This is a genomic window from Amycolatopsis sp. NPDC004079 (genome assembly GCF_040610415.1).
Classification (GTDB): Bacteria; Actinomycetota; Actinomycetes; order Mycobacteriales; family Pseudonocardiaceae; genus Amycolatopsis; species Amycolatopsis halotolerans.
The window spans coordinates 160892-186792 of sequence record NZ_JBEXMH010000002.1; the positions used below are offsets into that span (position 1 = coordinate 160892).

A 25901-nucleotide genomic window follows, 5' to 3' on the forward strand; every position below is an offset into this window, starting at 1 on the left:
TCAGGCCTCCCAGGCGACGGGCAGATGGTGGACGCCGTAGATGAGCATGTCGGAGCGCAGGGCGACGTCTTCGGCGGGAACGGCAAGGCGCAGCGACGGAAACCTGGTCAGCAGGGCGGGCAGGGCCACCCGCATCTGGACGCGCGCGAGTTGCTGGCCGAGGCATTGGTGGATGCCGTGGCCGAAGGCGACGTGCCCGCTCGATTTGCGGCGCAGGTCGAGTTTGTCCGGGGCGGGAAAGTGCGCGGGGTCGTGGTTGGCCGCGGGCACCGAGACGGTGACCGACTCGCCAGCGGTCACCTGTTCGCCGCCGAGTTCGAGGTCTTCCAGGGCGGTGCGCACGGTGAACGGGATGATGCTCAGGTAGCGCAGCAGTTCCTCGACCGCGTTGTCGGCCAGGTCAGGTTCGTCGCGCAGCAGCTTGAGCTGGCCGGGGTGTTCGAGCAGCGCGAAGAGGCCCAGTGCGAGCATGTTCGTGGTGGTGTCCAGGCCCGCGGCCAGCAGGGAGAAGCCGATGTTGACCAGTTCGGTGTCGGTGAGATCGCTGCCGGTCAGGTCGCTGAGCACGTCGTCCGCGGGGGCTTTTCGTTTGGCAGCCACCAATTCGCCGATGACGTCGAGCACCGCGCCGTAGGCTTCGCCGATCTCCTCGGGCGTGTTGTCCAGCCGGAAGAGGGCGAGCGCGTGCTGCTGGAACCGGCCCCGATCGGCGTAGGGAACCCCGAGCAGTTCGCAGATCGTCCGCGCCGGCAGCGGTTGCGCCAGGGCAGGGACCAGGTCGGCCGGGCTGCCGCGTTCGGCCATGGCGTTCAGGCAGTCGTCCGCGATCTCCCGGATCCGCTCGGTCAGCCGGCGCATCCGGCGGACGGTGAACTGGCCGGCGAGCAGCCGCCGGTAGCGGGTGTGCCCGGGCGCGTCCATGCTGCCGAACATTCCCGGCGGCGCGGGCTGATCGCTCGCGGCGGCGCCGGGGATCGGCAGGTGCCGCAGTTCGGCTCGCGCGCTGAACCGGCGGTCGGCCAGCACTTCGCGGGCCAGGGCGTGTCCGGTCACCAGCCATCCGGCGTGGCCGTCCGGGTAGTCCAACCGGCTGACCGGACTCTTCTCGCGCAGTTCGGCCAGCCCCCGCGGCGGGTCGAACGGCAGGCCGGCCGGACGCTCGGTCGGCAGTGTCCTGGTCATCGCCAGCTCCCTTCCCGGTGAACCTCTTGCGGGAAACGGTAGGGCGATGTTTCATGGACTCGCAAACTCAGCATTCGCATCTGTGCAGGCAGAGGCCACATTATCGATGCACTAGCCTGCAGCTGAACGCATCGGCGGCGGGTCTGGTTCGAGGGCGAGGACGATGTCAGGCGGCAGGTTGAGCTACCCGGAACGACAGCGCGTCGCGGCCGGGTTGGCGGACGGACTGAGCTACGCCGAGATCGGCCGCCGGCTGGGCAGGCCGAAGTCGACGGTGATCCGCGAGGTCGCCCGCAACGGCGGGGCGCACGACTACCGCGCCGACCGCGCGGAGCAGGCCGCCCGGCGACGAGCGCGCCGCCGCGTCCCCGCCGCACCGCTGGCCCCGCCGGTTCGGGCGGCGGCTGATCCGCGAACGCGGGGCGACTTCGAGACCCGGTTCGCGCGGATGGCCGCCCAGACCGGAATGCCCTCGATGATGGCTCGGGTCCTGATCTGCCTGTTCACCGCTGAATCGGGCAGCCGCACCGCGACCGAACTCGCCGCCCGGCTGCGCGTCAGCCCCGCGTCGGTCTCCAAAGCGGTGGCCTGGCTGGAAGAACGCGGCCTGCTGCGGCGCGAACGGGACGGCCGCCGCGAGCGCTACTTGATCGACGATCACGTGTGGCAGCGGGCCTGGCTGGCCAGCATGGAAGGCATGGCCCAGTGGACCGACTTCACCCGCCAGGGAGCGGAACTGTTCGGCGGGGACACGCTGGTCGGCGCGAGGCTTCTGGAGACCAGCCACTGGCTTCGGCACATCCGGCAGGACATGATCGACGCCGCCGGGCATTGGCGGCAGGTCTCGCGCACCGCGCGGTCTTGACCTCCAGCGAACTGGAGGTACCAGGCTGCTCGCATGACCATCTGGATTTGCGGGACCTGCGGCGTCGAGCATCCCGACACCGCGGAGCCGCCCGCCGGGACCTGCCGGATCTGCGCGGACGAACGACAGTACGTCCCCGCTTCCGGGCAGCTTTGGACCACAATGGACAAACTGGCCGCCGACCCGCATGATCTGGTCCACGAGGAACCGGAGCCGGGCATCCACCGGCTGCACCGCGAACCGGGGTTCGGCATCGGCCAGCGGACCTACGTCGTCCAGACCGATGAGGGCAACCTGCTGTGGGACCCGCCCAACGCTCTCGACCAGCCTCTGCTCGACAAGATCGCCGAGCTCGGCGGCGCCGCGGCGATCGCGGCCAGCCATCCGCACATGTACGGCTCGCAAGTGAGCCTGAGCCACCGCCTCGGAAACGTCCCGGTGCTGGTGCATTCCGCGGACCGGCACTGGGTGCGGCGGGAAGACCCGGTGATCCGCGAATGGCATGGCGCGGAACGGATCCTGCCCGGGATCACCCTGGTCGAAGCGGGCGGGCACTTCCCGGGCGCCGCTGTCGCGCACCTCGCGACGGGCGCGCTGCTGGTCGGCGACACCATCGTGCCGGTCGCCGCGCCGGGCTGGGTGACGTTCATGCGCAGCTACCCCAACCAGATCCCCCTTTCCGCGGGACTCGTCCAACGGCTCGCGGACCGGCTGGAGCCTTACGAATTCGACCGGCTCTACGCCCTGACCGGGGCCACCCTGCCGGCCGACGCGAAGGCCGCGGTGCGTCGCTCCGCGCAGCGGTATATCGCCTGGGTCGACGGCACGAACGACCATCTCGGCTGATCTGCGCCGTCTCGCTGGCCGCTACGGGTCCTCGGCCGGCTTGTGTGAATGCGGTGCGGCATGCGTTCGGGCTGGGGACGGTTCCACGACCGTCCCCAGTCCGAATCCGCTCAGCTTTCCGGCGTGACCGAAACGACCTTAATGGTCCACGGGCAGTACTGCTTCACTTTCCATTCCCCCGCATTGCTGACTTCGTGCGGCTGTCCGTCGCATGCTTCGATGGTGCTGTCGGCCCACTGGAATGTGGCCGGGTCGATGTGCCAGTCGTATCCGGTGTTGACGCCAGAGGAACCCCGGACGATGTCCCCGACGGGAATTCCCGGATGCGTGACCTGGCCGTTCATGAGTCTGACCGCCTGGTCCGCGTCGGCCTGCTTGAGCAGTTCGACCCGGTAAATGTCACCGCTGGAGAAAACCTGGATCGTGGCGACGTAGGCAGCGTCCTGCCGGACGTGCGTGTCCGCCATCGCCGGGTCGGTTCCCAGCAGCAGTGCACTAGTGGCCGCCGTGCCCGCCAAAACCGCTGTGAGCTTACGCATGTGCGGATCCTCCTTTGTCGTCCTTCGCAGGGCGATTGCCGCCCGTTTCCGACCGTAGCGTCGGGACGACGGGGAGGAATCAGGCTTTCGTGCACTTTGACTGCATAATCGTCCCCATACCAAGAGCGATCAGCCTTGCCGGTTTCGGGAGCTTTCCGGTATACGCTGACCTCCTCCGAAAATGCCACCGTAATCGTATTATTTGTTCATTCGGGCACCACGCGGTCCCGACGGTCCTTGCCTCGTCTCCGCTCCGCGCTATCGCGGTAACGCGTGTTCAACTCCCGAAGCGGCGATGGAAGTCCGCGGCCAGAGTGTCGCCAGCGGCGCCGACCAGCCGGACCACTACCGGGTGCAGCACTGTCCGGCCGATCGCGGCGGCGAGGACCGGGACGTGCTGGGAGAACCAGTCCCGGACCCGTTCCATTGTGGACAGATCCGGAGTCTCCGCGGTGATCGCCTCTTCGAGGTCGTCGAGCTGGGCGCCGCCGGGCTCGGCGAGATCGGCGGGCAGCGCGGCGCGGATTTCGGTGAGCAACGCGGTGACGGCGCCCAGATCGGCCGGGGCCGCGGCGCGGTGATCGCCTCCGGTGGTGATGTTGTTGTTGCCGAGGACCACTTGGCCGGACAAATCGTGTCCGACGTGAAAGGTGATCCGGTCCTGTCCCGGTTCGGTCATCGGGGTCTGGCCTTCCTGGGGTCGCGGGAATCATCCGGTGCGGTGGATCGAGTGGGCGGTGATGGCGCCGCCGCTGACGGTGTAGGTGCCGGTGTAGGTCTGGCGGCTGCGGTCGGTTTGCACGGCGGTCAGGCTGATGGTGACCACGTTGCCCTGGGTGGCCACGATCGTCAGTTCGTCGTGGTCGGTGCGGGCGAAGCCAGCGACGAACTGGTTGTAGGTCTCGTGCAGTTTGTCGCCGCCCAGCGCCCACGCCTGCTGGTAGCGGCGGGCGTTGATCGCGTCGATGTAGCTCCGCACCACGGCGGCCGGTCCAGTCGGTGTCGGGTCCGCGGTGCTCGGTGCAAGCGTCGAACTGGTCGCCGGGCCGGTTCTCGCGGATGGGTTCGCCGCGGTGACATTGCTGATCATCCGCGAGAGGCCCTGCGGGACAAGGTAATCGAGGCCGTGCAGGGAGCCGACGAGGCTGTTGCGGCCGAATCCCTCGGCCATCGCGTACACGTAGTCGCCGTCGAGCACGTAACGCGGATAGGTCAGGCCGTACAGGTCGTAGCTGTTGGCCGTGCGCAGCAACGGGGTCAGGCCGACGGTGAACCCCGGATGCCCCTCGAAGGCGGCGTCGCTGAGCCGCGCCCCGCTCTGGTCGTCCGCATTGGTGCAGCCGGCCAGCACCCGGCGCAGGCCGGAGAAGAACGCCGACGCGGCGGTGGCCGAGGGAAACTGATAGATCGCCTGGTCCACATAGATAGACTGCTGGCGGTCCGGATCGGTGACATGGCTGTTCGCGGCGAACGCCGACTCGCCGAAACCCGGCACGAACGTGTTCTTCAGCAGCAGCACGGAAAAGTCGGTGCAGCTCATCGCGGCCGGATCGTGCTGGGGCCGCGCCGTGCTCACGGAAGCGCCGCTGGAGACCTCGCTGCCCGCCGCGACCCCCATGTCGTCGGGGAACAAGGACTGCGGCACCAGCGCCTTCTCCAATTGGACGCCGGTCAGCTGCGGCGGCGCCGCCACCGCCGGACGTTCGGACGCGGCGGGGGTCGTGGCGGCGGGCAGGAAGGCTTGCACGCCCAGGTAACCGGCCCCGCCGACGACCACGGTCGCTGCCCCGGCGATGGCGAGTTTCGCGCTCAACCCGACCCCGGCCTTGACGCCGAGCGCGGTGCCTTTCGCCCCGCCCGCAGCGGCTTTCGCGCTCACCGCGGCGGTTTTCGCGGCTGGAGCGACCGCATGCGCGCCCGCGGTGTGCGCCGCTGCCTGACTACCGACACCAGCGTGCGCGGCCGTGCCGGTGAGCGACGGGATCTGGTGGGCCAGCGCGGCGTGGGAGGCCTGCCCCAGTTCGTGCCAGACCGCCACCGCCGCCCCGATCGCGGCCGCCGCGGCCAGCCGTTTGCCCGTCACCAGGCTGCGGATTCCGTCCTCGTGGGTGAGATACGCGAGGATCGAGCGGTCCCCGGCGCGCTCGGCGGCGATCTTCCCGCGACCGAGGATGCGCTCCCACGCGCCCAGCCGCAGCGAACACGCCGCGAACGGCGCGGCCGCCTTGGCCAGCCGAGCGCCCGCCCGAGCCGCTCCGGCGGCCACCGTGGCGTCGATGACCGCGGTGATCAGCTCGGCGTGTTCGGCGACCAGTTGCGGCGGCAGTTGCGGCGAAGCGACCCAGGACAGCAGACCGGCGGCCAGACGTTCCGCAGTGTCAGGAGAAACGGCGAGGTCGGGCGGGAGCACGTCGGCGGGGGCCAGCCGGTAACCGCAGCCGTCCTCCAGCGCCAGGCCGTGCGCGGTCAATTCTGCCAATGCCGCAGGCAATGCGGCCGCGTCACCGACCAGCCAGGGCAAGACCACCGGAGAGAGCACCGGCTTCCCGGGCAGATTCAGCAGCGTGAGCGTTTCCCGAGCCAGTCCGCTCAGGCCGCTGAGCACCCGGGGCAGCAGTTCGCCCAGCGACGCCGCCCGAGGCAAGGTTCCCTCGCCATGGGCTCCCGCTGCGCCTGCCGCACGCAACAGCAACAAAGGAAGACCGTCGCTCGCCCGCCACAGTTCAGCCGCGATGGCTTGTTCCTCGTCCCGCAACGGCCGCCCCAGCGCGGTGGCCAGCAGCGTGCGCGCGGACTCCTCGGTCAAGCCGGAGACGGGCAATGCCGCACCGTCGCTCCACACGCTGCGCTCAGTCGCCGTACACACCACCGTGGCCTCGGGCGCCCCGTCCAGCAGCACCGCCCGCTCGTCGGCGGACCAGTCGAGATCGTCGACCAGAACCAGCAACGGCACGTCGGCCATCAGCCGACGAAGCTCCGCCGGGGACGGCCGATAGCCGGGCGCTTCGAAGCAGGCCTCGAAAACCTCCTGCGCCAAGTCCGCGACGTCGCGACCGCGGGCAGGCAGAAACACCACGTCCGAATGGTCCTCCGCCAGCACGCCGGCGGCGTAGCGCAACAGCGTGCTCTTGCCTGCCCCGGACGCCCCGTGCAGCTGCACCAAGCTGTGCTCGGCCACCGCGGCGCGAACCGCGGCCACGTCCTGTTCCCTGCCGACCGGCGGGCTCGCCCGTCGCGGCAGCAGCCGTGCACTGCTCCGGCGCAGCGGCCGCGGATGTTCGCCGGGCGGCACGATGGTGACCACCGACTGCTCGGCGTAGACAGTGATGTTGTGGTCGCCGATCACCAGCTGCCCGCGGAAATCCCCGGCGACGTCGACGTGAGTGCCCGGATCGGCCACCCGTCCTCCCCACTGTTGCGCCGGCGCCCGACCGGCTCGCACACGAATGGGTCGCCAGCCGTCGAACGGCGTTACAGGGTTAGACCAACCGAATGAAGATCCGTTCCGCATAGTCGCGTTTCCGGTCCCCCGCCGCGCGATCCGCACGCCGTCGGCGAACTGGACCGGGAAATCCGCCCGCACAGGCGCGACTTCCGCGGTGAATATTCCAACAGACCCTAAATGCTGCTCAACCGAGCCTAAATAATCCTCAAATCGCCCGCTTTCGGCTCCGCGTCGTCGTAGTGTTCCGATACTGGATTACGAGAAAGCACAGCTGTCCGTCAGGGGGAATCATGCTGGAAGCATTCGTCATTCTGGGCGGGGTCGTGATCGTTCTGCTCGCGGTGGGGCTGATCGTGGTTTCGAAGGACGTCGGCCGCAAGGCCAGGCAGGACACCGCGCGCCCGGGGCAGCACACCGGCGCCCAGCGCGGCTACCTGTTCCTCAATCAGCCCTGGAGCTGACGACCCGGCGCGCTGGCGTCCTCGCGTCAGTCCCGTCCGGCGTGGACGATCTTCTCGGCGAGCAACCGGGGACGGGTGAACACGACCTCGTGGCTGCCCGGCAACTGCACCAGCCGGTGCAGGCCGAGCCGTCCGGACATCCTCGGATGCCACCCCCACTCGCCGGGAGGCAGCGCCGTGTCGTCGGTGCAGTTCAGGAAGCTCTTGGCGATCTCCAGCCGGGAGAACCTCGACAGGTCGAGCCGGTCGAGGAAAGGCTGGTACGGCGTCGGCGACAACTGCCGGTAGGCGGCCGTCGCGCGGTCGAGATCGGCGTCCTGGACGAACGCTTCGCGCCAGATCGGGAACGGCAGCATCACCGTGTTGTCGCCCGACCCGCGGGCCAGGTCCGCGAACAACTCGCGGTAGTGCGGCGGGAGATCGTCCTCGACGCTGGTGCCCGGCCGCGGCACGAACGCGTTCCAGAAGACCAGGCGCCGCACCCGTTCCGGGATCTCCTCGGCCACCCGGGCGATCACCGACCCGCCGAAACTGTGGCCGACCAGCACGACGTCCGCGAGGTCCCGGTCCACGACGAACCGCTGGATCGAGCGCACGCAGTCCTCGTGCCGGACCGCTTTGTCCACGCCCTTGCCATGACCGGCCACCGTCGGGCTGTGCGCGACGTGGCCGAGTTCTTCCAACCGGGGAACGACCGCGTTCCAGACCGAACCGTCGTGCCAGGAACCGTGCACCAGAACGAACGTGACCATGGCCGGACCTCCGTGAGCCGATGTGCGGAGCGGTGCGAGAGGCAGAAAGCTAATGCCGGTCGCGGGGAGCGGTCCCGAGGCAACCGCCGCCTGGGCACCGGAGCCGCCCCGGCGAACTGGACGCCCACTGAACATCCGCTGGACCCGCCGCCCCGGCGCCTTGCGGGGCCCACCCGGAGCCAACACATTGGGAGGACACGGAAACGAAGGGGTTCTCATGCGCAGAGCCGGTGCACTCACGGCCGTCGCGGCGGGCTTGCTCGCCGCTGTCCCGTTCGTCACGGGCGCGGCGGCGCACGGGTACGGGTGCTGGACCACCGGTCCGATCGAGGTGGCCAACGAAGGGGTGTGGAAGTACTTCAACCGGGTCTCGTGGTGTGTGCAGGACGCGAAGATCACGTCGGTCCAGCTGGCGGTCACACACCAGGTCGTCAACCAGGCCTGCCGGTGGGTGGGCGTGCTCGAGCAGCATCAGGAGCCCGCGAAGGACGGCGTCGGCCGGACGGTCTACGACCGGGGCGAGTTCTCGTGTCCGGGCACGATCGGGGCCGACGGGGTGAACCCGTGGCTGGCCGTCACCGTCGAGCCGGACGGCACCTACACGGTGGACGAGAGCGGCATCCACTGGTGACGACCCGCGGAACCGCCGTCATTCGCCGCGGCGCAGCCGGGAAAGGAGAGCGAGCGTCCGGGTCTCCCCCGGGCCCTGTCCGGTCTCGCGGTGCACGGCGAGCGCGTTCCGGGCGTGTTCGGCCGCGGCCTCGGGCTCACCGCGGGCGAGCACGGCGCCGGCCAGCGCCGTCAAGGCCTGGCCCTCCAGCGCCCGGTAGCCCGCCCGCTCGGCGAGTGCGAGAGCTTGCCGAGCGGGTTCCGGGTCCGCGGTGACCGTGGTCAGGCCGATGAGCGCGTCGGCCTCGGGGTAGCGGTCGCCGGTCTCGCGGATGAGGGCCAGGGCCTGTTCGTACCGGCGGATCGCCTCCGGCCGGTCGCCGAAGCGGGCGAGCACGGCTGCCAGAGCGGCCAGCGCTTCCGCTTCGGTGCGCGGATCACCTGCTTCCCGGGCGAGCGCGAGCCCCGTACCGGCGCATTCGAGTGCCATGGCCCGGTGGCCGCGATCGCCGTGTGCCAGGGCCAGCCGGCTGCGGGTTTCCGCTTCACCGCCCCGGTTTCCCGCCTCGCACTGCAGGTCGAGGGATTGGCAGAGCAGTTCCACCGCCTCGGCTGTCCGGCCGCGGGCCTGCTGGGTCTGCCCGAGGTTGGCGAGGCTGATCGCTTCGCCGTACCGGGACCCGATGCGGCGGTACCGGTGCAGCGCCTGGGTGTAGTGCTCGGCGGCTTCGGCCAGCCGGCCCATTTCCCAGTGGACGAGCCCGAGATTGCCGAAGGCGACCGCCTCCCCGGCCGCCTGGCCGATCCGCCTGCTGAGGGCCAGCCCGCGGCCGAACCGGTACGCGGCGGCGGCGAGCCGCCCGGACTGCCAGTAGACGCACCCCAGGTTGCCGAGCACCGCGGCCTGCGCCTCGACCCAGCCCGCCTGCCGCGCGAGCAGCAACGACGCCGTGTACTGCCGGACCGCCTGCTGGTACCGGCCCTGGCGGAAGCACAGGTCCGCGAGGCTGAGCCGGACGGCGGCCCGCGCGCGAGGTTCGCCGTCCGCGTCGGCGGCGGCCAGGCCCGCTTCGGCGACCGCGAGCCATTCGACCCGGCGCATGCACATCCAGAAGTACCCGCGCAACGCGTCGGCGAGCCGCCACGCCATCGGCCGCGGGCCGCTCTCGGCGGCAAACCGCACGGCGGCGACCAGATTGGCGCGTTCGGTGTCCAGCCACGCCGACGCTTCGCCCAACCCAGCGAACACAGCCGGGACGCCGGACACCGGCAGCCGCAGCATGTGCGGGTACAGGAGCCGGGCGGCACCGTCGACCGATGCCAGGTACCAGTCGTACAGGCGGCGCAGCGCCCGTTCGCGGTCCTCGGCGGGCTCCAGCTGTCCGGCTTGCTCGGCGGCGTACCGGCGAAGCAGGTCATGGAACCGGTACCGATCCGGCGCGCGTTCAACGAGGTTCGCGGCGGCGAGCCGGTCCAGGAGGACGGCCGCCCGCTCCGTCTCGGCTCCGGCAAGCGCGGCCACGGCCTCGGCGTCGAAATCCGCGCCGGGAATCAGGCTCAGCAACCGGAAAAGCCGCTGGGCGTCGGCGGGCAGAGCGGCATGGGACAGGTCGAAAGCGACCCGCACCGCCGTCTGCTCGTCGCCCGGGACCGCGAGGGCGGCGAGGAGGTTGCCCTCGCGCAGTTCCGCGACGTAGTCCTCGATGCCGGAGCCGGGCCGGTCGGCGAGGTTGGCCGCGGCGATCCGCAGTGCGAGCGGGAGGTGGACGCACAGCTTGGCGAACTCGGCCGCCGCTTCCGGCTCGGCGCGCACGCGTCCGCGGCCCAGGACGCCCGCGAGCAGTTCGACGGCTTCGTCGGGACTGAGCACGTCGATCGTGATCCTGTGCGCGCCGTTCACGGCGACGAGACCCGTCAGGCGGTCGCGCCCGGTCACGACGGTCAGGCACCCGGGCCCGGCAGGCAGCAGCGGCCGGACCTGATCCGGGTTGACGGCGTTGTCCAGCAGGACCAGGATCCGCCGATCGGCGGTGAGCGTTCGATACAGGGCCGCCGCGGTCTCCGCGTCGGACGGGATGCGGGAGGGCGAAATTCCCAGCGCGGCAAGGAATTGCGCGAGGATTTCGGCCGGTGTCGCCGGGACGCCCGGGGCGTGGCCGCGCAGGTTCGCATACAGCTGCCCGCCGGGAAAGCGCGCCCGGACGCGGCGGGCCCAGTGCACGGCCAGCGCCGTCTTGCCGACGCCCGCCGTGCCGGAGACCACGGCGATGCCGCCGGCCGCCAGACTGTCCAAAAGGGACAGTTCGGCAGTCCGTCCGGTGAACCCGCGCGGTTCGGCGGGCAGCTGCTTCGGGACCCGGTGCGCCGCCCGGGGTTCGGCGGGAGCCGCGCCGACGGGGTCGCGCAGCACGGCCGCGTGAGCCGCTTGCAGTTCGGGCCCGGGGTCGATGCCGAGTTCGTCGGCGAGCCGCGTCCGCACCTGCCCGTAGAGCCGGAACGCCTCGCCCCGCTGCCCGAGGGCGTGGTGCGCGCGGATCAGCAGGGCTTGCGCGGCTTCGTCGAGGGGCTGTTCCGCGGCGGCTTCCGCGATGCCGGGCAGGACCTCCGCGGCGGCGCCGGTGTCGATCATCGCCCCGGCGTAGCGGCAAAACGTTTCCCGGCGCTCGGCGATCAGCGAAACGACCTTCGGGTGGCCGACGAGCGGCGGCAGATCGGCCAGCGGCCTGCCGTGCCACAGCCGGAGCGCCTCGCCGAGCGAAGCCGCGACGCGGGCGGTGTTGGCGTCGCGGTGCGCGTCGTTCGCCTCGGCGATGAGTTCGCGGAACCGCCACAGGTCGACGTCGACAGCGTCGTGGCGCACGGCATAGCCCCCGCCGACATGCGGCAGCACCCCGCTGCCCGCTCGCGGCGCGCGGCCGGGTTCCAGCAATCGCCGCAGATGCTTGACGTGCGTCTGGACGACGTTCACCGCGCTCGGCGGCGACCGGTCGCCCCACAGGGCGTCCACGAGGTCCCGCAAGGCCACGGCGTCCCCGCCGGCGAGCGCGAGCAGCCCGAGAACCGCGCGCCTGCCGGGCGGGCCGAGATCGAGTTCGGCCCCGTCGCGCCAAGCCCGCAGCGATCCCAGCACTTGGATGCGTACCGCACTCGTTGCCACCGTCGCCCCCAGCTGTCGGCTGCGAGCCAAAACGCTATCGGCTGCCCGCCAAAAGTAATGGCCCCGGCGGCCGGGGCACAAGAAAATGGCTCCGCCCGGGCTAAAGTGCCGCCGACGGCCGGGTGCACGCCAGGGCCGTCCGCCGGAAGAACTGTTCGTTTTCAGTCCTTTGTGGACTCATCGTGAATCGCCGGCGTGCTCGCGTGCTTTCCCGGATCTCGTTGCGAATACTCCGTTTCCGGCCCGGATTCGCTGTCCAATCCCCGTCCAGTCACCGTCCAGTGCCCCCTGATGAGGTATTCGACGGCGGCACGCGTCGCCGAATGCCCGATTCCCGAAATGTGCCCCACATCGGACATGAAAGAGGAAGAAATGACCAATCGTGCCTGGAAGGCATGCACGCGGGCGGTGGTGGCGATCGCTGTCGGCGTCCTGGCCTTGACCACGGGGGTGACGGCGGCGTCCGCCTCCAGCTCGGCCCGCGCGTCCCTGATCGACGTGACCCACGGCCCGTTCGACCTCGTCCTCTCCGGCAACGGAGCCAGAACCGCCGCGCCGGCCGACGACCCGATCACCGCGTTCCACGGCTTCAGCACGTTCCAGAAGCTCGTCATCCAGTCCCAGGGCTTCGACCTCGAGGGAGAGATCCACGGCAGGCTCCGCAGCTACAACTTCAAGGCCCTGTACCAGGTCTACAACCTCCCGTCCTCGGACAGCTGGAAGGTGTGGGTGTTCAGCTTCAAGCACGACAGCAGCCGGAGCGTGCTGAAGGAGACCTTCCGCAACGAGCAGCTGATCGACGTCAACATCGACCTCAAATTCCACGTCGCCGCCGCCAACCTCCGAGGCGTCTCCTCCCTCCGGATCGGCTTCGAGACGCTGCGCCTGGAATTCAACGGGACGACCAAGGACTTCACCGTCGTCAACGGCGCCTCCGGCGGCGCCAAGGACCAGAACAACAACGACGTCCCGGTCGACTTCCAGCCGGTCTGACCAGGAGCTGACGGCCGACCCGCGACACGTCGGCGACGGCGGCGACTGGTGCGGCTCCTCCCCGGCACCAGTCGCCGCCGGGTTCTTGCTTTGTCTTCCGCTCGAGTACCGGACAAGGAGTCGGCATGCTGTTCAAGGAAGCTCGCGCGCTGCTCGCCAGGCGTGCACCAGGGCGGAATCCGGCGAGAATCGCTGCTGCCGCCACGTTGACCGCAGCGTTCCTGGCCGCCGGCTCCACCGCCGCGCTGGCGGCCGAGGCGCGTTTCGTGCCGGAGGCCACCGTGGTCGGCTGGGACGGCACCGTCGCCACCGTCACGTTCCGAGAGGTGAATGTGGCGTTGGGACGCAGCACCACCACGATTTCCACCAAGTTGACCGGCGACGTGAAGGCCTTCTGCACCAACGGCGAGACGACTCTCGAAGTCCACGCGTCCGCGACCGGCCGGACCACGGCGGACTACCCGATCAAGGACGGCACCGTCTCCGGGACCGCCAAGTTCCCGGTCCAGGTGAAGATCGAGCACGATCCCGGGTATACGTGCGTGCTGCTGCACAAGGAGATCACCGCGGTCCTCGAGGACTTCCGGACCGGCGCGACCCTGGTTCACCACCAGTCCTGACCCGTCGTTCAAGCGGCCCCCGCTTGGCGGGGTCCGGGCCGTTTCGCGCCGCGCCATGTTCGCAGTCCCCGGCACCCGCCCGGGGACTGCGAACACGCGCGTGGGAATTCACTCCCCCGGACCCGGCGGATTTCGTGTGACGCGGCGGTGACGGCACCCCGCGATCCTGACGGACGGCCACATCCCGGTGTTGCGACTGCCGAGCAGGTGATCACGGATGACCGCGCACGTCGCGCCGCAGACCGCGCCGACAGTAGCCGCACCGGAACCGAAGGCGGTTCGCGCGGAGGAAGAAGGGACTGTCGACGACTCGGCCAGGTCCTGGCCCGGCGCTGACTTCAGCCAGGTGCCCGTCCGCACCGGTCGGGAACGGCGCGGTCCGGACGAAGAGGGCCAGGTGTCCGAGGTGCTCGACTCCCCGGGCACCCCGTTGGACACCGAAGCTCGATCACTGCTGGAACCCCGCTTCGGGCGCGATTTCAGCCTCGTCCGGGTGCATACCGGCGCCAAAGCCGCGGAGTCGGCGGCGGCGCTCGCCGCCCGCGCGTACACCGTCGGCCAGGACATCGTGTTCGGCGCGGGCAGGTACGCGCCGAACACGACCGCCGGGATGAGGCTGCTCGCGCACGAGCTGACCCACACCCTTCAGCAGCGCATCGCCGCACCCGGCGTCGCGCGGTCCGGGCTGCGACTGGGCGACACCGCCGACCCGGCCGAGCACGAAGCCGAACTGGTAGCCGATCAGGTGCTCCGGAATGCGCCCCTGGAACGGCCGATTTCCGTCACCGGCCACCGCATTCGCCGACAACCCACGACGACTGCCGACCCCGATACCCATGCCGACGTGCTTCCGCCGCCTCGCACCGTGGTCTGGTCGACCGACCGGTTCACGGTGTCCTTCGCCCGCACCGGAAGACCAGGCAACACGCAGCTGGAGATGACCATCCGCTACGCCGGGCCGCGCACCGTGGTTTCCTCGCCGGTCGTCAAGGCGACCGTGTCGATCGGCGAGAAGCCGCTCGCCGTGCGGTTGCTCGACAACGGGCCGACGAGCCTCGCACTGGACCTTTACGGCGACGGCAAGAAGATCGTCGAAGTCCGCGACGAGGCGCACCTGAGCCAGTTGCCCGGCGGCCCCGGACGCTCGCACTCCTTCGACGCCGTCGTCGACCAGCAGACGGTTTTCGCCACCTCGCTCACTGTCCTGGACCCGCAAGCCAAGCAGGCGGACCTCGTGCCCGCCCCGCGGCCGGAGCACGCCGGGGAGAACCCTCGCGTCGAGGGAGTGCGGTTCGGCCGGGGCGGCTGGCGGATCCTCCTGGACGGCGACGGAGACCAGGACAAGGAACTCCAGGTCACCCTGTCGACGCCGACGGCCGGAACGCTTTCGGTGGAAGCCGTGCAGCGGTCGACGGGTGCGACCCGGACGGTCACGCTGCCCGTGCCGACCGGATCCGGGCCGCTGTCTCCGATCGTCGAAGAGGTCACCGACGGGCACGCGCCCAACCGCATCCGGCTGTTCGCCGCCCCCTCCGGACCGGCGCTGCTGCTCGGGCCGGGAACGCACGCGCCCGCCGCCAGCACCTATCCGGCTGCAATCGGCAACGACACCGCGAATCTGCTGTTCCCGCCGGAACCGAAACCCCGCCGGAAGATCGCCGCCGCGGGCGAAACCCGGGCCGCGGCGGGCATCACCGCCACCGACGTCGCCCTCGGCGCTTACCGGGACGTCTTCCGGTTGTCAGTAAGACAAAACCCCGACGGCAAGACGGCGACCCTCGGGTTGTCCGCGCTCAACGACGGCGCGGTCCGGGACACCGCGGGCACGCCGCTTTCGCTGTCCGGCCCGCTCCGCTTCTCGGTGCTGAACACCGGAACCACCGGCCTGGATGTCGACCTCGACGGGGACGGCAAAGCCGACCTGCGGATCTTCGACCGGCTGAGCACCCCGACAGACGCCGACGGCGGCGGCCCTCCCGCCCGCGCCCGAAACCACCAGATCCGCGTAGCCGGTCCGGCGGTCGGCGGCGAACGCACCTTCGACTTCCGCTACCGCTACGGCACGCTCCAAGGCGCCAACGCCACCGCCGGACCGGTCAGCACCGAGGCCGCCCGCAACGCGGAGGCGGTCGGCAAGCTGGCCGGACACGGCCCGGCCGGACACGCCGCGGACATGCTCGACCAGGTCGAGATCGAGATGCTCGGCCTGCGCCGCCGGAGCGTCGACCTCGGCCTGGTGGCACGAGCGGTGTTCGACAAGAACCTCGCGTTGTGGCAGGCGCTGGTCGAACTGCGTGCGCAACTGGCACAAGGGGTCTCCGCGCCGGCGCGGGCTCGGGCGGTCGCGGCGGTGGCCGGCTACGCCGGTGCGGTCCGCGCCAACGAGACCCAGCCGACCACCGAACAGTATGTGCTGCTCGCCGAACTGACCAAGGCCGCCGAATCCGGCGACTGGCCAGCGCTGTTCGGCGCTTACAGCAACGCCATGGCGACGTTCGACGCGGTGCTGCGGAAGCGGCTCGAAAAGCGGGGCGGCCAGGACGCGAAGGCAGCCGGACAGCTCGGCGAGCTGCGCCGGGAACTGAACAAGATGCCCGCCAACGCCATCCTGGTGCCCGCCACGTTCCACCCGGACGAGCGGTTCCGCACCGAGCAGGGCTTCGCGTCGACGGTGTCGCTGCAGCTGTACGCGTGGCAGGACGACAGCGCGTGGCATCTCCGGGACCTCACCAACCCGGCCCAGCCGTTCGCCTACTCGATCCCCAAACGGGTCGACACCCCGCTGCCGCCGATGGCGCTGTTCGCCGCCCTCGACGATCCCGACCACTTCCCGGCCGGTGCGGTCAACGTGCAGGTCCCCGGCGGCGCGGGCGGGCAGGTCGCCGTCCGCGATCACTTGACCTGGAAGAAGTTCTTCGCCTATCTCGGGCTCGGCCTGGCCGCCGTCGGCGCCACCCTCGCCGCGTTCGCCTCGGCCGGGGCGGGCGCGCTCGCGGTGCCCGCGGCCTGGGCACTGGCGGGATCCGCGCTGGCGGGCGCCACCGCGGCCGGGATCGACCTCGCCGAACGCATCACGCAGGACCGGCTCGACGCCCGCACGGCGCTGCTGGACATCGCCCAGATCGTCGCGGGTCTGTCCGGCGCCGGCGCGATCGCCGCCGGTCGGATCGTGCTCGCCGCGGGCACGGCACCGGCCGCGGCGCGTTGGGCCGGTGCGTGGGCGAACGTGGCCGTGCTCGCGCAGCGGGCCTACCTCCCGCTGACTGTCACGGCAGCGGCCAGCGACGTGGTGACTGTCGTGGTGCTGGCCCCGGAACTGGTCACCCAGCTCGACGAGATCGCCAAGAGCACGGCGAGCGACTCCGACAAGGCCCGCGCCAAGACCCTGCTGCTGGTTCAGGCGGCGACGATGGCCGGTCTGACCCTGTTGCAGCTCAAGGGAATCGGCCCGCTCGGCCGCGGCGAGACGCTCGTCCTCTCCCCCGGCCCGGCCGGTGTGCCCGTGGTTTCGCCCGCGGTGCGCGCCGGCACGCGCATCATCGACTCCAACGTCGCGATCGCGCTCGGCAAGCGCGCCCGGGGTCTCCCGCTCCAGTCGAACGAACAGGCCTTGCTCAACCGGTTCGACGCGCTCGGCGCCGCCGACGTCCGCGTCCCCGACAAGACGATCGCCGAAGCGACGGCCAAAGGCGGACCGCTGCCGCAGCGGGGCTTCGCCGTCGGCGTCGACCGGACGGGCCCCGAGTACCAGGCGCTGCTCGCCGAACTCACCGCCGCCCAGGTCGGTGCGGCCAAAGGCGCGGCGGACCGGGAGATCGTCGCGGACGCGTTCTTCGCCGTCGGCGAGCCCGGCGCGAAACCTTCCTTCGCCACGGCCGATCCGGGCGTCTTCAACAAGCTGTACACCATCAAGGTCGCCAAGGAGGGCGGTACCGCGCTAGCCAAGCTCGGCGCGGCGCTGCCGGAGGCCGCCGCTACCAAGTTCGGTTTCGACGTCACCATCAACGGCCGGACGCTCAACGTGCTGCCCCTGCCGAAAAGGTGAACGCCGTGCCCTATTCCTACGACTACCTCGCCGCCGCGCTGCGCTGTTCCCGATGCGGCCGAGAAGGCGGCGCGCTGGACATGATCACCCGGCTGCGCCCGGTGCCCGAACTGGCCTCCCTCGGCGTCGGCGACCCGTTGCCGGTGACGACGGACAACGCTGTGCGGAGTGGCTACCTCGCCTTGCGCGAGCCAACGCCCGGCGAGCCGACCGTCCTGCTGCACGTCTGGACCTGCCCGCATTGTGCTTACGCGTTCAACTGGGCCGAGGTCATGGTGCGCGACAACGTCATTGAAGCTATCCGGCCGGCCGACCTCACCCAGGCTGTGCTCGGGTCCGCTCACTTCATCGTGGACGACGCACGGGAAGTCGCCGCGGACCTCGCTGGGATGACGTCCTCGCTCGATCTCGACGACGACGCCGTGGTGGCTGTCCTGCGCGACAAGCTGCCCGAAATTTAGCAAAACGCTCAAACAACGAGCGTCGCGACGGACGGCTGGTGGTGATAGGGCACCTGCACGACGCCGAGCCCGAACCGGATCCGCAGCGCGCGGCCGACCAGCACGTCCGGAGCGGACAGGATGCCGCCGTGCGGCTGGAAATGATGCTCGGCGAACCACGCGCGGCCGAAGCCCAGCCCGTCCACGGTCCCGGCGAAGGCGGGGAGCGAGAGCACGTCGGAACTGATGGCCACGGGCTCATCCTTTCGTCACTGCGAGAAGCCGCTTCGTCTGCTCGGCGCGCGTTCTCGCCAAATGGCGGCAAGCGCGGGCGATCACCCAGGTGGCTCCGGGATCCCCGGCCCATTCGCTGAGCGAGGCCAGGGTCAGGTCCGGATGGGTTTTGCTGATGTCGGACAGCGAATTTCCCACCGATTTGCGCACGTAGTCGCTGGAGTCGGCGCGCAATCGGCCCAGTAGTTCCAGAGCATGGTCGGGGTGATCGGCGAAGTACGGGCGCTTCGTCCACACGCGCGGTCCCTCGGCCGCGGCCCGGCGCACGTTGTGGTGTTCGTGGCCCAGCCATTGCTCGATCACCGGCAGGGACTTCTCCCAGCCGCGCACGGCGCAGAACCAGTCGAACCCTTTGGCCAGCGACTCCTGCACGCGCCAGTCGCCGTCCTCCGACACTGTGCCGAGCAGGAATTCCATCGCCCCGGCGACGGTGTCCGCGGCCGGGCCGAGCGTCATCGCGACGCCCATCCGCAGATTGGTGTCGGCGGCACCGGTCCACAATCCGATCAGCGCGGTCGTCACGGTCTCGGGATCGGCTTGATGCCGTTTCCAGAACGCGACCGTGTTCTTCCGCAATTGCGGCACCGACACGTCCGCAGTGGTTTCCTTGAACTCTTTTCGCAGCGACGCCGAACTCACGCAGCCACCGCCCTCACCGGCGCACCGCGAAGTGCCAAAGCCAGTACCACCGCGACCGCACCGGCACCAGCGAGCACCCAGAACCGGGCGCCGATGCCGACTCCCCGCACCAGCAGACCGCCGAATACCGGACCGAGAATGGCGCCGATCCCCTGGATCAGGCGGTTGGCGCCGAGCGCGGACCCGACCCGGCGCGGATCCGGCTTCAGCACCTCGCCGGTGACCATGGCGGTCGTCATCGAGATGGCCAGGCCCTCGGCCAATCCGACGAACGCGCAGATGATCGCGACGCTCACCACCGACACCCCGGCCAGCGGCAGCGCAACGCCTACCGCGAACGCGACTCCAGCGACCACACCGGACACCACGACGGCCCGATTGCCGAACCGGGCGAACGCCTTCGGCAACGTGCTCGGTAGTTTCTCTTTCAAACTCTCCGGCAACAAAGCGGCCGCCACGGTGGCGACGGCCAGCAGCGCCCCGTCCACCCAGAGCACCAGCTGCCAATTACCGCCCGCGGACAGCAATCCGCCGAGGACGTACCCGAGCACCGAACCCACGCCGATGCCACCGGCGAGCACGCCGATCGGCTTTCCTCGCCGCTGTAAGGAGAACAGGTCGGCGAGCACAGTGGACGTCGGCGACAGGAAGAGGCCACGGCCGACACCGAACACCAGCCACCCGGCGATCAGCAAAGCCGGCCCGGCCGACGACACCGCGGCGAGGAAGATGCCAACCGCACTGACGCCGAGCCCGACGGCGATCGGCGGCTTGCGGCCGTACTGGTCGGAGAGCAAGCCAGCGGGCACGTTCAGCACCGCCATCACTAGCGACGACACCGCGAGCAGCGCGCCGAGACTGGAGGATTCGAGCCGCAGTTCGGCGGCGACGTGCGGCAGCGCCGGGAAGACCGACATCATCACCGCCCACACCAGCACCACGCAGCCCGTCAGCACCGCGAGGGTGTTGCGGTGCGGCGACTGCCAGACGCTGTCGGGACGGACCTCGCCGGTTCTTCGCTCGGCCATGCTTTTCTCCTTTGCCACGAAGGCTTTTCCCGGCGGACCGGACACGAAGGCCCTGATCGCCGAAGCGACCTCGGCCGGGTGTTCTAGGAACATGAAGTGACCAGCGTCGGAAACCACGTGCGGCCGCGCGCCGGGAATGCGCTCGGCGAGGAGTTCGGCGCTGCTGACCGGAACGCTCCGGCCCTGCTCGCCCGCGATCACCGGGGTGGGCGCGGCGACGCGTTCCCTTAAATCAGGCTGCCGCAGCCGAATGAGATTGCGGTGCACGCAGAACGGCGCCCACGACCAGCTCGCGACGACCCTTTTCGCGACCTCGGGATACTGCGGCAGCAAGAAGAACGGGCCCGCCCGTTCGGTGGATTCCGCGATGACATCCCGGTCGGTCTCCTCGATGACCGGCGGACGCTTCCACTTCATCTCGTAGTGCACGGCCGCCCCCATCAGCACCAGCGAACCGAACCGAGCGAGTGTCCCACCGCGACGGCCCGGTGCCAACCCAGCTCGTCCAGCACGGTCGCCAGGTCGTCGGCGCACCGCTGGGCAGACATGTGATAGTCCCTGGTTCCGGCGTCGCAGCCTGATAGCTCAGCCGACCTGCGTGCACACCGCTCGTATCCCGGCCCGGATTTCGTGTCCGACCCGGATGACCGGGCTTGGCCCCGGAAAACGACGTGTCCCGCTTTCCCCTCGAATCGAAAGGGAAGTCCACTATCTCCCCGCGCCGTCACATCCCCGTCGCCGCTCGGAAATGCCGTCACCGTGACCATCCACCGACGCGGGCATGACCTCGGCGGCGGCCACTGGCGAACAGCACCCAACACCAACTGAACAAACGGGAAAAAGCACTCAGCCGGACACCCGGCCGAGCGTTTTGTCCCGTGTTACAGACCACCGGATCGTGGTTACTCAGGCTTCTCACAGCGTCTCGTTCATAGCCTGCGACGCGCCTGGGGGTCCCGAACGAACGAGGAGCACGTGATCGTGACACCGGATGCCTGCCGGAAAACCGCGCGGGCCAGGCTCGCGGCGTCGTGTCCGATCGCCGGAGCCTGATCGCGGGCCGCTTTTGTTCTCCCCGAACGGATTTCCCGTGCGCTCCGCACGCCCCCCATCCCCCGCAGAAGGAAACCCTTGTGAGCGAGGAACTGTCGCTTTCCCTCGAGGACACCGCGCAGCTCCGCCCGGTTCCGCGCCGCGCGCCCGTTCCGGCACGGTTGCACGAATTCTTCGAACGCGCGTGTGACGAGACGCCGGACGCCGTCGCCCTGGAATGCGGGCGCGACCAGTTCTCCTACCGTCAGCTGGACGAACACGCGAACCGCCTCGCGCACGTGCTCATCCGCCGCGGCATCGGCCCGCATCGCCGGGTCGGCCTCCTGATTCCCCGGTCGACGCCGATGTACGTCGCGTTGCTCGCCGTGCTGAAGACCGGGGCCGCGTTCGTGCCGATCGATCCGGCGGCGCCCGCGGACCGCGTCGCCTATGTCGCCGCCGACTCCGCGCTCGACCTCCTGCTCGTCGCGCCCGAACTGGCCTCGGCGGCAGGAGAGGTCCGCTGCCCGGTGCTTCAGCCCGGGGAACTCGCCGCCGAGGCGATGCGGGCCAGTCCGGCGCGGCCGCAGCTCTGTCCGGTCGACGGCGAGCTGTGCTACGTCATCTACACCTCCGGCTCGACCGGGCGGCCGAAAGGCGTCGCGGTCGGCCAGGCGAGCATCTGCAATTTCATCGGGGTCGTCGCGGACGTCTACGGCGTGCGCCGCACCGACCGCGTGTACCAGGGCATGACGATCGCGTTCGACTTCTCGATCGAGGAGGTCTGGCCCACCTGGGCGGCGGGAGCCACGCTCGTCGCGGGACCGGTCGGCGCCGACCGCATCGGGTCCGGTCTCGCGAATTTCCTGGAACGGCACCGCGTCACGGTCCTGTACTGCGTGCCCACGGTACTGGCCACTGTGGACCGCGACCTGCCCGGCATCCGCACGCTGCTGGTCGGCGGCGAGGCCTGCCCCGGCGAACTGGTCCAGCGGTGGAGCAGGCCGGGGCGCCGGATGCTCAACACCTACGGCCCCACCGAGGCCACCGTCACCGCGACCTGGTGCGAGCTTCTTCCCGGCCGTCCGGTCACCATCGGCCGCGCCCTGCCGACCTACCGGATCCGGCTGCTCGACGAGCGGCGGCGGCCGGTCCCGGACGGCGCCGTCGGGGAGATCTGCATCGGCGGGCCGGGCGTCGCGCTCGGCTACCTGAACCGGCCGGACCTGACCGCCGACCGGTTCCTAGACGACCCGCGGATCACCGGCGGGGGCAGGCTCTACCGCACCGGCGACCTCGGGCGGGTGCTGCCCGGCGGCGAGATCGAGTACCTCGGGCGGGCCGATTCCGAGGTCAAGATCCGCGGCCACCGCATCGACCTCCAGGAGATCGAGAGCGTCCTGATGGAACACGCGGAGGTCGCGGTGGCGGCCGTCGCCCCGCATCCCGCCGCGCCGACCGAGGACCTCGTCGCGTACCTCGCGTTCACCCGGGGCGACCACGACCGGGACGCGATCGTCGCGCGGCTGAGGGAAAGCCTGCGGCAGCGGCTGCCCGCACCGATGGTCCCCGGTTACGTCGACACGCTCGCCGAACTGCCCATGATGCCCAGCGGCAAGGTCGACCGCGGCCGCCTTCCCCGCCCGTCCGGGGCCCGGTTCCACGCGGTCGCCGCGGTGGCCCCGGAAACCGGCGCGGAACGGGCGATCGCCGCGGTGTGGGCAGAACTGCTCGACACCGCCGAGGTGTCGGTCACCGCTGATTTCTTCCACGACATCGGCGGCCACTCGCTGCTGGCCGCACGCGCGGTTTCGCTGCTGCGGAAACGGGGAGTGGCACCGGACGCGTCGGTCGCCGACGTCTACGCCCACCCCACGATTCGCGCGCTCGCCGAGGCTTTCGCGAACCGGACCCCCGCGCATTCGTGCCGCGAACCGGTCCAGACCGCACCGAGCGTCTGCCGGGCGCGGCTGTTCGGCTGGGGCACCGCGCAGGTCGGCGCGCTGTGCCTGCTCCTCCTGCTGCTCGGCGGACCGGCCGCGGCGATTCTGGGGCAAAGCGCGGGCGTCCTGTCGCTCAGCACCGTGTGGCTGCTGGTGGCGATCGCGCCCGTGCTGTACCTGACCGCGCGGTTCCTGCTGCCGATCGCCGGCGTCCGCCTGCTGTCGCGCGGGATCCGGCCGGGCGAGTATCCACTGTGGAGCGCCGCGTACTTCCGGGTGTGGCTCGTCAGCGGCCTGCTGGCGATGGCCCCGCTCGGCTCGATGAGCGGATCTCCCGCGCTGCCCTGGTATTTGCGGCTTCTCGGCGCCCGGGTGGGCCGGCACTGCCAGCTCGCGACCGCGAATCTGGGCCTGCCGTCGCTGCTGACGATCGGCGAGGACGTCAGCGTCGGCTACGGCGCGCACGTGCAGAACGTCCGGGTGCGGGGCAACCGGGTCGAGATCGCCCCGGTCGTGCTGCGCGACCGCGTCTTCGTCGGCGCGAACGCGGTCGTCGAGCCGGGAGCCCAGCTCGACGTCGGATCCGGCCTGGCGGAAATGTCGGCCGCGGCGGCCGGGCAGCGCGTCCCGGCCGGGCAGTATTGGGCCGGTTCGCCCGCACAGCGCTGCGCGGAAACCGACCCGCTCGTCGCCGCGTTGCGCGCCCGGCCCGGGCAGGCTCCGTCCCGGGCGCTGCGGGCCCGGTTCGCGGTGGCCTGGCTGTGCGTCGAAATGCTGCCGCTGGTGTTCCTCGCCCCCGCCATCGCACTCGGCAGCTGGCTGTATCTCGCGCACGGCGTCGCGGGCGGATGGTGGGCGTGCCTGCTCGCCGGACCGGTCACCGCGGCCACCGTGTGCCTCGTGGTCTTCACCGGCAAACGGCTCGTGCTCCCCGTCACCCGCCCCGGCGTGCGGCACGTCGCCTCCTCGTTCGGGCTGCGCAAGTGGGTCGCGGACAAACTCCTCGGCGCGAGCCTCGCCGCGACCAACTCGCTCTACTCCACGCTGTACACGCCCGGCTGGCTGCGCGCGCTCGGCGCCCGCATCGGACCGCGCGCCGAGGTGTCGACGGCCTCCCAGCTCGACCCCGGATTGCTCACGCTCGGCGCGGAAAGCTTCGTGGCCGACATGGCCGCGGTCGGGGCCGCGACGTACTGCCACGGCCAGCTCGCGGTCGGCCGCACGACAGTCGGGACCAGGTCGTTCCTCGGCAACGCCTCGTTCCTGCGCTCCGGTGCCTCGGTCGGCGACGGCTGCCTGATCGGCGTGCACACCGCGGCCCCGGCCGACGGCAGCCCGGACGGCACGTCCTGGCTCGGCACCCCGCCGATCCGGCTCCCCCGCCGCCAGGACAGCGGCCGGTTCGCCGACGAGCTGATCTTCCGCCCGACCCGGTTGCGCGTCCTCGAACGGCTGGTCATCGAGTTCTTCCGGATCGTGCTTCCCGGCAGCCTGCTCGCCGCGGCCGGCTACCTCGTGCTGCTCGCCCAGCTGCAGGCCGGGAAAACGTCCGGCGTGATCGCCGCCGTCCTCGTGACCCCGGCCGCGGTCCTGCTGAGCGGGTTCGGCGTCGTGCTCGCGGTCGCCGCCGCGAAATGGCTGATCGTCGGGCGGTACCGGCCGCGCGTCGAACCCCTGTGGAGCCGGTTCGTGCGCCGCACCGAATTCGTCACCGCGCTGTACGAAACCGCTGCCGTGCCCGCACTTCTGGGATCGCTGGCGGGCACCCCGCTGCTGGGCCCGCTGCTTCGCCTGTTCGGTGCGCGGATCGGCAAACGCTGCTGGATCTCGACGACGTACCTGACCGAGTTCGACCTGGTCCGCCTCGGCGACGACGTCTGCGTCGGCCCGGCGACCTCGCTCCAGACCCACCTCTTCGAGGACCGGGTGATGAAAATGTCCACTGTGGACGTCCGGTCCGGCGCGAGCGTCGGCGCGCGCTCGGTGGTGCTGTACGACAGCGTGGTCGGCGATCGCACGGAGGTGGACGCGATGTCCCTGGTGATGAAGGGAGAACAGCTTCCCCCGGGGACCGCCTGGCGCGGTATCCCGGCGCGAGGAGCGTCCGGCTAGCCCGCGCGGACGCGCGTGTCCTCGACATCCGCAGTGGCAGCGTTGTCCCGCTGGGCCTCGACCTCGGCCAGCCGCTCCCGCAACGCGCCGGTCATCAGACGCCAGGCATCCGAGCCCAGCACCAGGCGCCGCGGCGGATTCGGCGACACCGCGGCCCGGATGATGCCCGCGACCGTGCGTTCCTGGCTGTCGGTCATCTCCTCCACCGGGATCGGCTCCTGATCAGCGGGCCCGCCCCGGTACGGCGCGCTGACCGGCACCCGGGTCGCCGCGTCGAAGAAGCCGGTGCGGACCATGCCCGGCTCGATCAGCGTGGTGCGGATGCCGAACGGCTCCACCTCGGCGGCCAGCGCGTCGAAGAAGCCCTCGATGCCCCATTTGGTCACGTGGTAGAGCGAGAACGACGGGAAGGCGAGCTGCCCGCCCATGCTCGACATCTGCGTCAGCAGCCCGCCGCCCTGTGCTCGCAGGTGCGGCACCACCGCGCGGGCGAGCTGGATCGAACCGGTGAGGTTGGTCGCGATCATCTGGTCGATCTGCGCGTCGGTCAGGTCCTCGGCCGTGGCGAACACTCCGTAGCCCGCGTTGGACACGACGACGTCGATCCGCCCGTGCGCGACGAACGCCTCCTCCACCACAGTGCGCACGCGCGCGGTATCGGTCACGTCCAACTCCCGCACCCAGAGCCGGTCGCCGTACCGCGCCGCGAGGTCGTCCAACTGCTCCGGACGGCGCAACGTGGCCGCGACCCGGTCCCCGCGCGCGAGCACCTGCTCCACAAGTTCCCGGCCCATCCCTCGCGAAGCACCGGTCACGAACCAGCTTCTCGACATGATCGTCTCCTCTGTGTTTGGCCTGCTGGAATCAACAACCTCAAGCATGCCAACAAAACTCCATGC

19 protein-coding genes are annotated in these 25901 nt (G+C 70.6%); 9 read left to right on the forward strand and 10 right to left on the reverse strand.

What is annotated here, in order from left to right:
• Nucleotides 1-1182, reverse strand: coding sequence for a cytochrome P450 (locus ABZX37_RS02800; protein ID WP_354735314.1), 1182 nt, complete (start codon nucleotides 1180-1182; stop codon nucleotides 1-3).
• 163 nt (nucleotides 1183-1345) lie between these two features.
• On the opposite strand from ABZX37_RS02800, the gene ABZX37_RS02805 reads away from it, so the two are divergent.
• Nucleotides 1346-2047: a helix-turn-helix domain-containing protein gene (locus ABZX37_RS02805; protein WP_354735316.1), complete on the forward strand. Its 702-nt coding sequence runs from the start codon at nucleotides 1346-1348 to the stop codon at nucleotides 2045-2047.
• Nucleotides 2048-2080: 33 nt separating this feature from the next.
• Entirely contained in the window at nucleotides 2081-2893 is an 813-nt protein-coding gene (locus ABZX37_RS02810; protein ID WP_354735318.1) for a hydrolase, read from the forward strand.
• A 110-nt stretch (nucleotides 2894-3003) separates the two neighbouring features.
• On the opposite strand, the gene ABZX37_RS02815 is transcribed toward ABZX37_RS02810, so the two are convergent.
• From ABZX37_RS02815 to ABZX37_RS02825, 3 genes are all read right to left on the reverse strand, one after another.
• Nucleotides 3004-3432, reverse strand: coding sequence for a hypothetical protein (locus ABZX37_RS02815; RefSeq protein ID WP_354735320.1), 429 nt, complete (start codon nucleotides 3430-3432; stop codon nucleotides 3004-3006).
• Nucleotides 3433-3709: 277 nt separating this feature from the next.
• On the reverse strand, nucleotides 3710-4111 hold the full coding sequence (locus tag ABZX37_RS02820) for a hypothetical protein (RefSeq protein WP_354735322.1): 402 nt from the start codon (nucleotides 4109-4111) through the stop codon (nucleotides 3710-3712).
• A gap of 30 nt (nucleotides 4112-4141) precedes the next feature.
• Nucleotides 4142-6832, reverse strand: a complete 2691-nt coding sequence (locus ABZX37_RS02825; protein WP_354735324.1) for an ATP-binding protein — start codon at nucleotides 6830-6832, stop codon at nucleotides 4142-4144.
• A 335-nt stretch (nucleotides 6833-7167) separates the two neighbouring features.
• Between ABZX37_RS02825 and ABZX37_RS02830 the strand changes: the two genes are divergently transcribed.
• The gene (locus ABZX37_RS02830) at nucleotides 7168-7338 is read left to right on the forward strand and encodes a hypothetical protein (protein WP_354735326.1); all 171 of its coding nucleotides are present in this window, start codon (nucleotides 7168-7170) and stop codon (nucleotides 7336-7338) included.
• Between the two features lie 26 nt (nucleotides 7339-7364).
• Here ABZX37_RS02830 and ABZX37_RS02835 read toward each other — a convergent pair whose 3' ends face one another.
• Nucleotides 7365-8090: an alpha/beta fold hydrolase gene (locus tag ABZX37_RS02835; protein WP_354735328.1), complete on the reverse strand. Its 726-nt coding sequence runs from the start codon at nucleotides 8088-8090 to the stop codon at nucleotides 7365-7367.
• Between the two features lie 217 nt (nucleotides 8091-8307).
• Between ABZX37_RS02835 and ABZX37_RS02840 the strand changes: the two genes are divergently transcribed.
• Entirely contained in the window at nucleotides 8308-8721 is a 414-nt protein-coding gene (locus ABZX37_RS02840; RefSeq protein ID WP_354735330.1) for a hypothetical protein, read from the forward strand.
• 18 nt (nucleotides 8722-8739) lie between these two features.
• Here ABZX37_RS02840 and ABZX37_RS02845 read toward each other — a convergent pair whose 3' ends face one another.
• Nucleotides 8740-11856 carry a BTAD domain-containing putative transcriptional regulator gene (locus ABZX37_RS02845; protein WP_354735332.1) on the reverse strand — a complete coding sequence of 1039 codons (3117 nt, stop codon included), beginning with the start codon at nucleotides 11854-11856 and terminating at the stop codon, nucleotides 8740-8742.
• 372 nt (nucleotides 11857-12228) lie between these two features.
• Between ABZX37_RS02845 and ABZX37_RS02850 the strand changes: the two genes are divergently transcribed.
• The 4 genes from ABZX37_RS02850 (at nucleotide 12229) to ABZX37_RS02865 (ending at nucleotide 17975) form a co-directional block, all read left to right on the forward strand.
• Nucleotides 12229-12849, forward strand: a complete 621-nt coding sequence (locus ABZX37_RS02850; RefSeq protein WP_354735334.1) for a hypothetical protein — start codon at nucleotides 12229-12231, stop codon at nucleotides 12847-12849.
• Between the two features lie 125 nt (nucleotides 12850-12974).
• Nucleotides 12975-13469 carry a hypothetical protein gene (locus ABZX37_RS02855; protein ID WP_354735336.1) on the forward strand — a complete coding sequence of 165 codons (495 nt, stop codon included), beginning with the start codon at nucleotides 12975-12977 and terminating at the stop codon, nucleotides 13467-13469.
• 217 nt (nucleotides 13470-13686) lie between these two features.
• Complete coding sequence (locus ABZX37_RS02860) at nucleotides 13687-17514, forward strand: DUF4157 domain-containing protein (protein ID WP_354735338.1); 3828 nt, start codon at nucleotides 13687-13689, stop codon at nucleotides 17512-17514.
• 5 nt (nucleotides 17515-17519) lie between these two features.
• Nucleotides 17520-17975 carry a hypothetical protein gene (locus tag ABZX37_RS02865; protein WP_354735340.1) on the forward strand — a complete coding sequence of 152 codons (456 nt, stop codon included), beginning with the start codon at nucleotides 17520-17522 and terminating at the stop codon, nucleotides 17973-17975.
• 8 nt (nucleotides 17976-17983) lie between these two features.
• On the opposite strand, the gene ABZX37_RS02870 is transcribed toward ABZX37_RS02865, so the two are convergent.
• The 3 genes from ABZX37_RS02870 to ABZX37_RS02880 are packed head-to-tail and all read right to left on the reverse strand — an operon-like array spanning nucleotide 17984 to nucleotide 20356.
• Nucleotides 17984-18208, reverse strand: coding sequence for a hypothetical protein (locus ABZX37_RS02870; RefSeq protein ID WP_354735342.1), 225 nt, complete (start codon nucleotides 18206-18208; stop codon nucleotides 17984-17986).
• A gap of 4 nt (nucleotides 18209-18212) precedes the next feature.
• Complete coding sequence (locus ABZX37_RS02875; RefSeq protein WP_354735344.1) at nucleotides 18213-18887, reverse strand: DNA alkylation repair protein; 675 nt, start codon at nucleotides 18885-18887, stop codon at nucleotides 18213-18215.
• On the reverse strand, nucleotides 18884-20356 hold the full coding sequence (locus ABZX37_RS02880; RefSeq protein ID WP_354735346.1) for an MFS transporter: 1473 nt from the start codon (nucleotides 20354-20356) through the stop codon (nucleotides 18884-18886). The genes ABZX37_RS02875 and ABZX37_RS02880 overlap by 4 nt, the downstream gene beginning before the upstream one ends.
• A 692-nt stretch (nucleotides 20357-21048) precedes the next feature.
• Between ABZX37_RS02880 and ABZX37_RS02885 the strand changes: the two genes are divergently transcribed.
• The gene (locus ABZX37_RS02885; RefSeq protein ID WP_354735348.1) at nucleotides 21049-25002 is read left to right on the forward strand and encodes a Pls/PosA family non-ribosomal peptide synthetase; all 3954 of its coding nucleotides are present in this window, start codon (nucleotides 21049-21051) and stop codon (nucleotides 25000-25002) included.
• On the opposite strand, the gene ABZX37_RS02890 is transcribed toward ABZX37_RS02885, so the two are convergent.
• Entirely contained in the window at nucleotides 24999-25835 is an 837-nt protein-coding gene (locus ABZX37_RS02890; RefSeq protein ID WP_354735350.1) for an SDR family oxidoreductase, read from the reverse strand. The two genes, ABZX37_RS02885 and ABZX37_RS02890, sit on opposite strands and share 4 nt — an antisense overlap.
• Nucleotides 25836-25901: the final 66 nt, after the last annotated feature.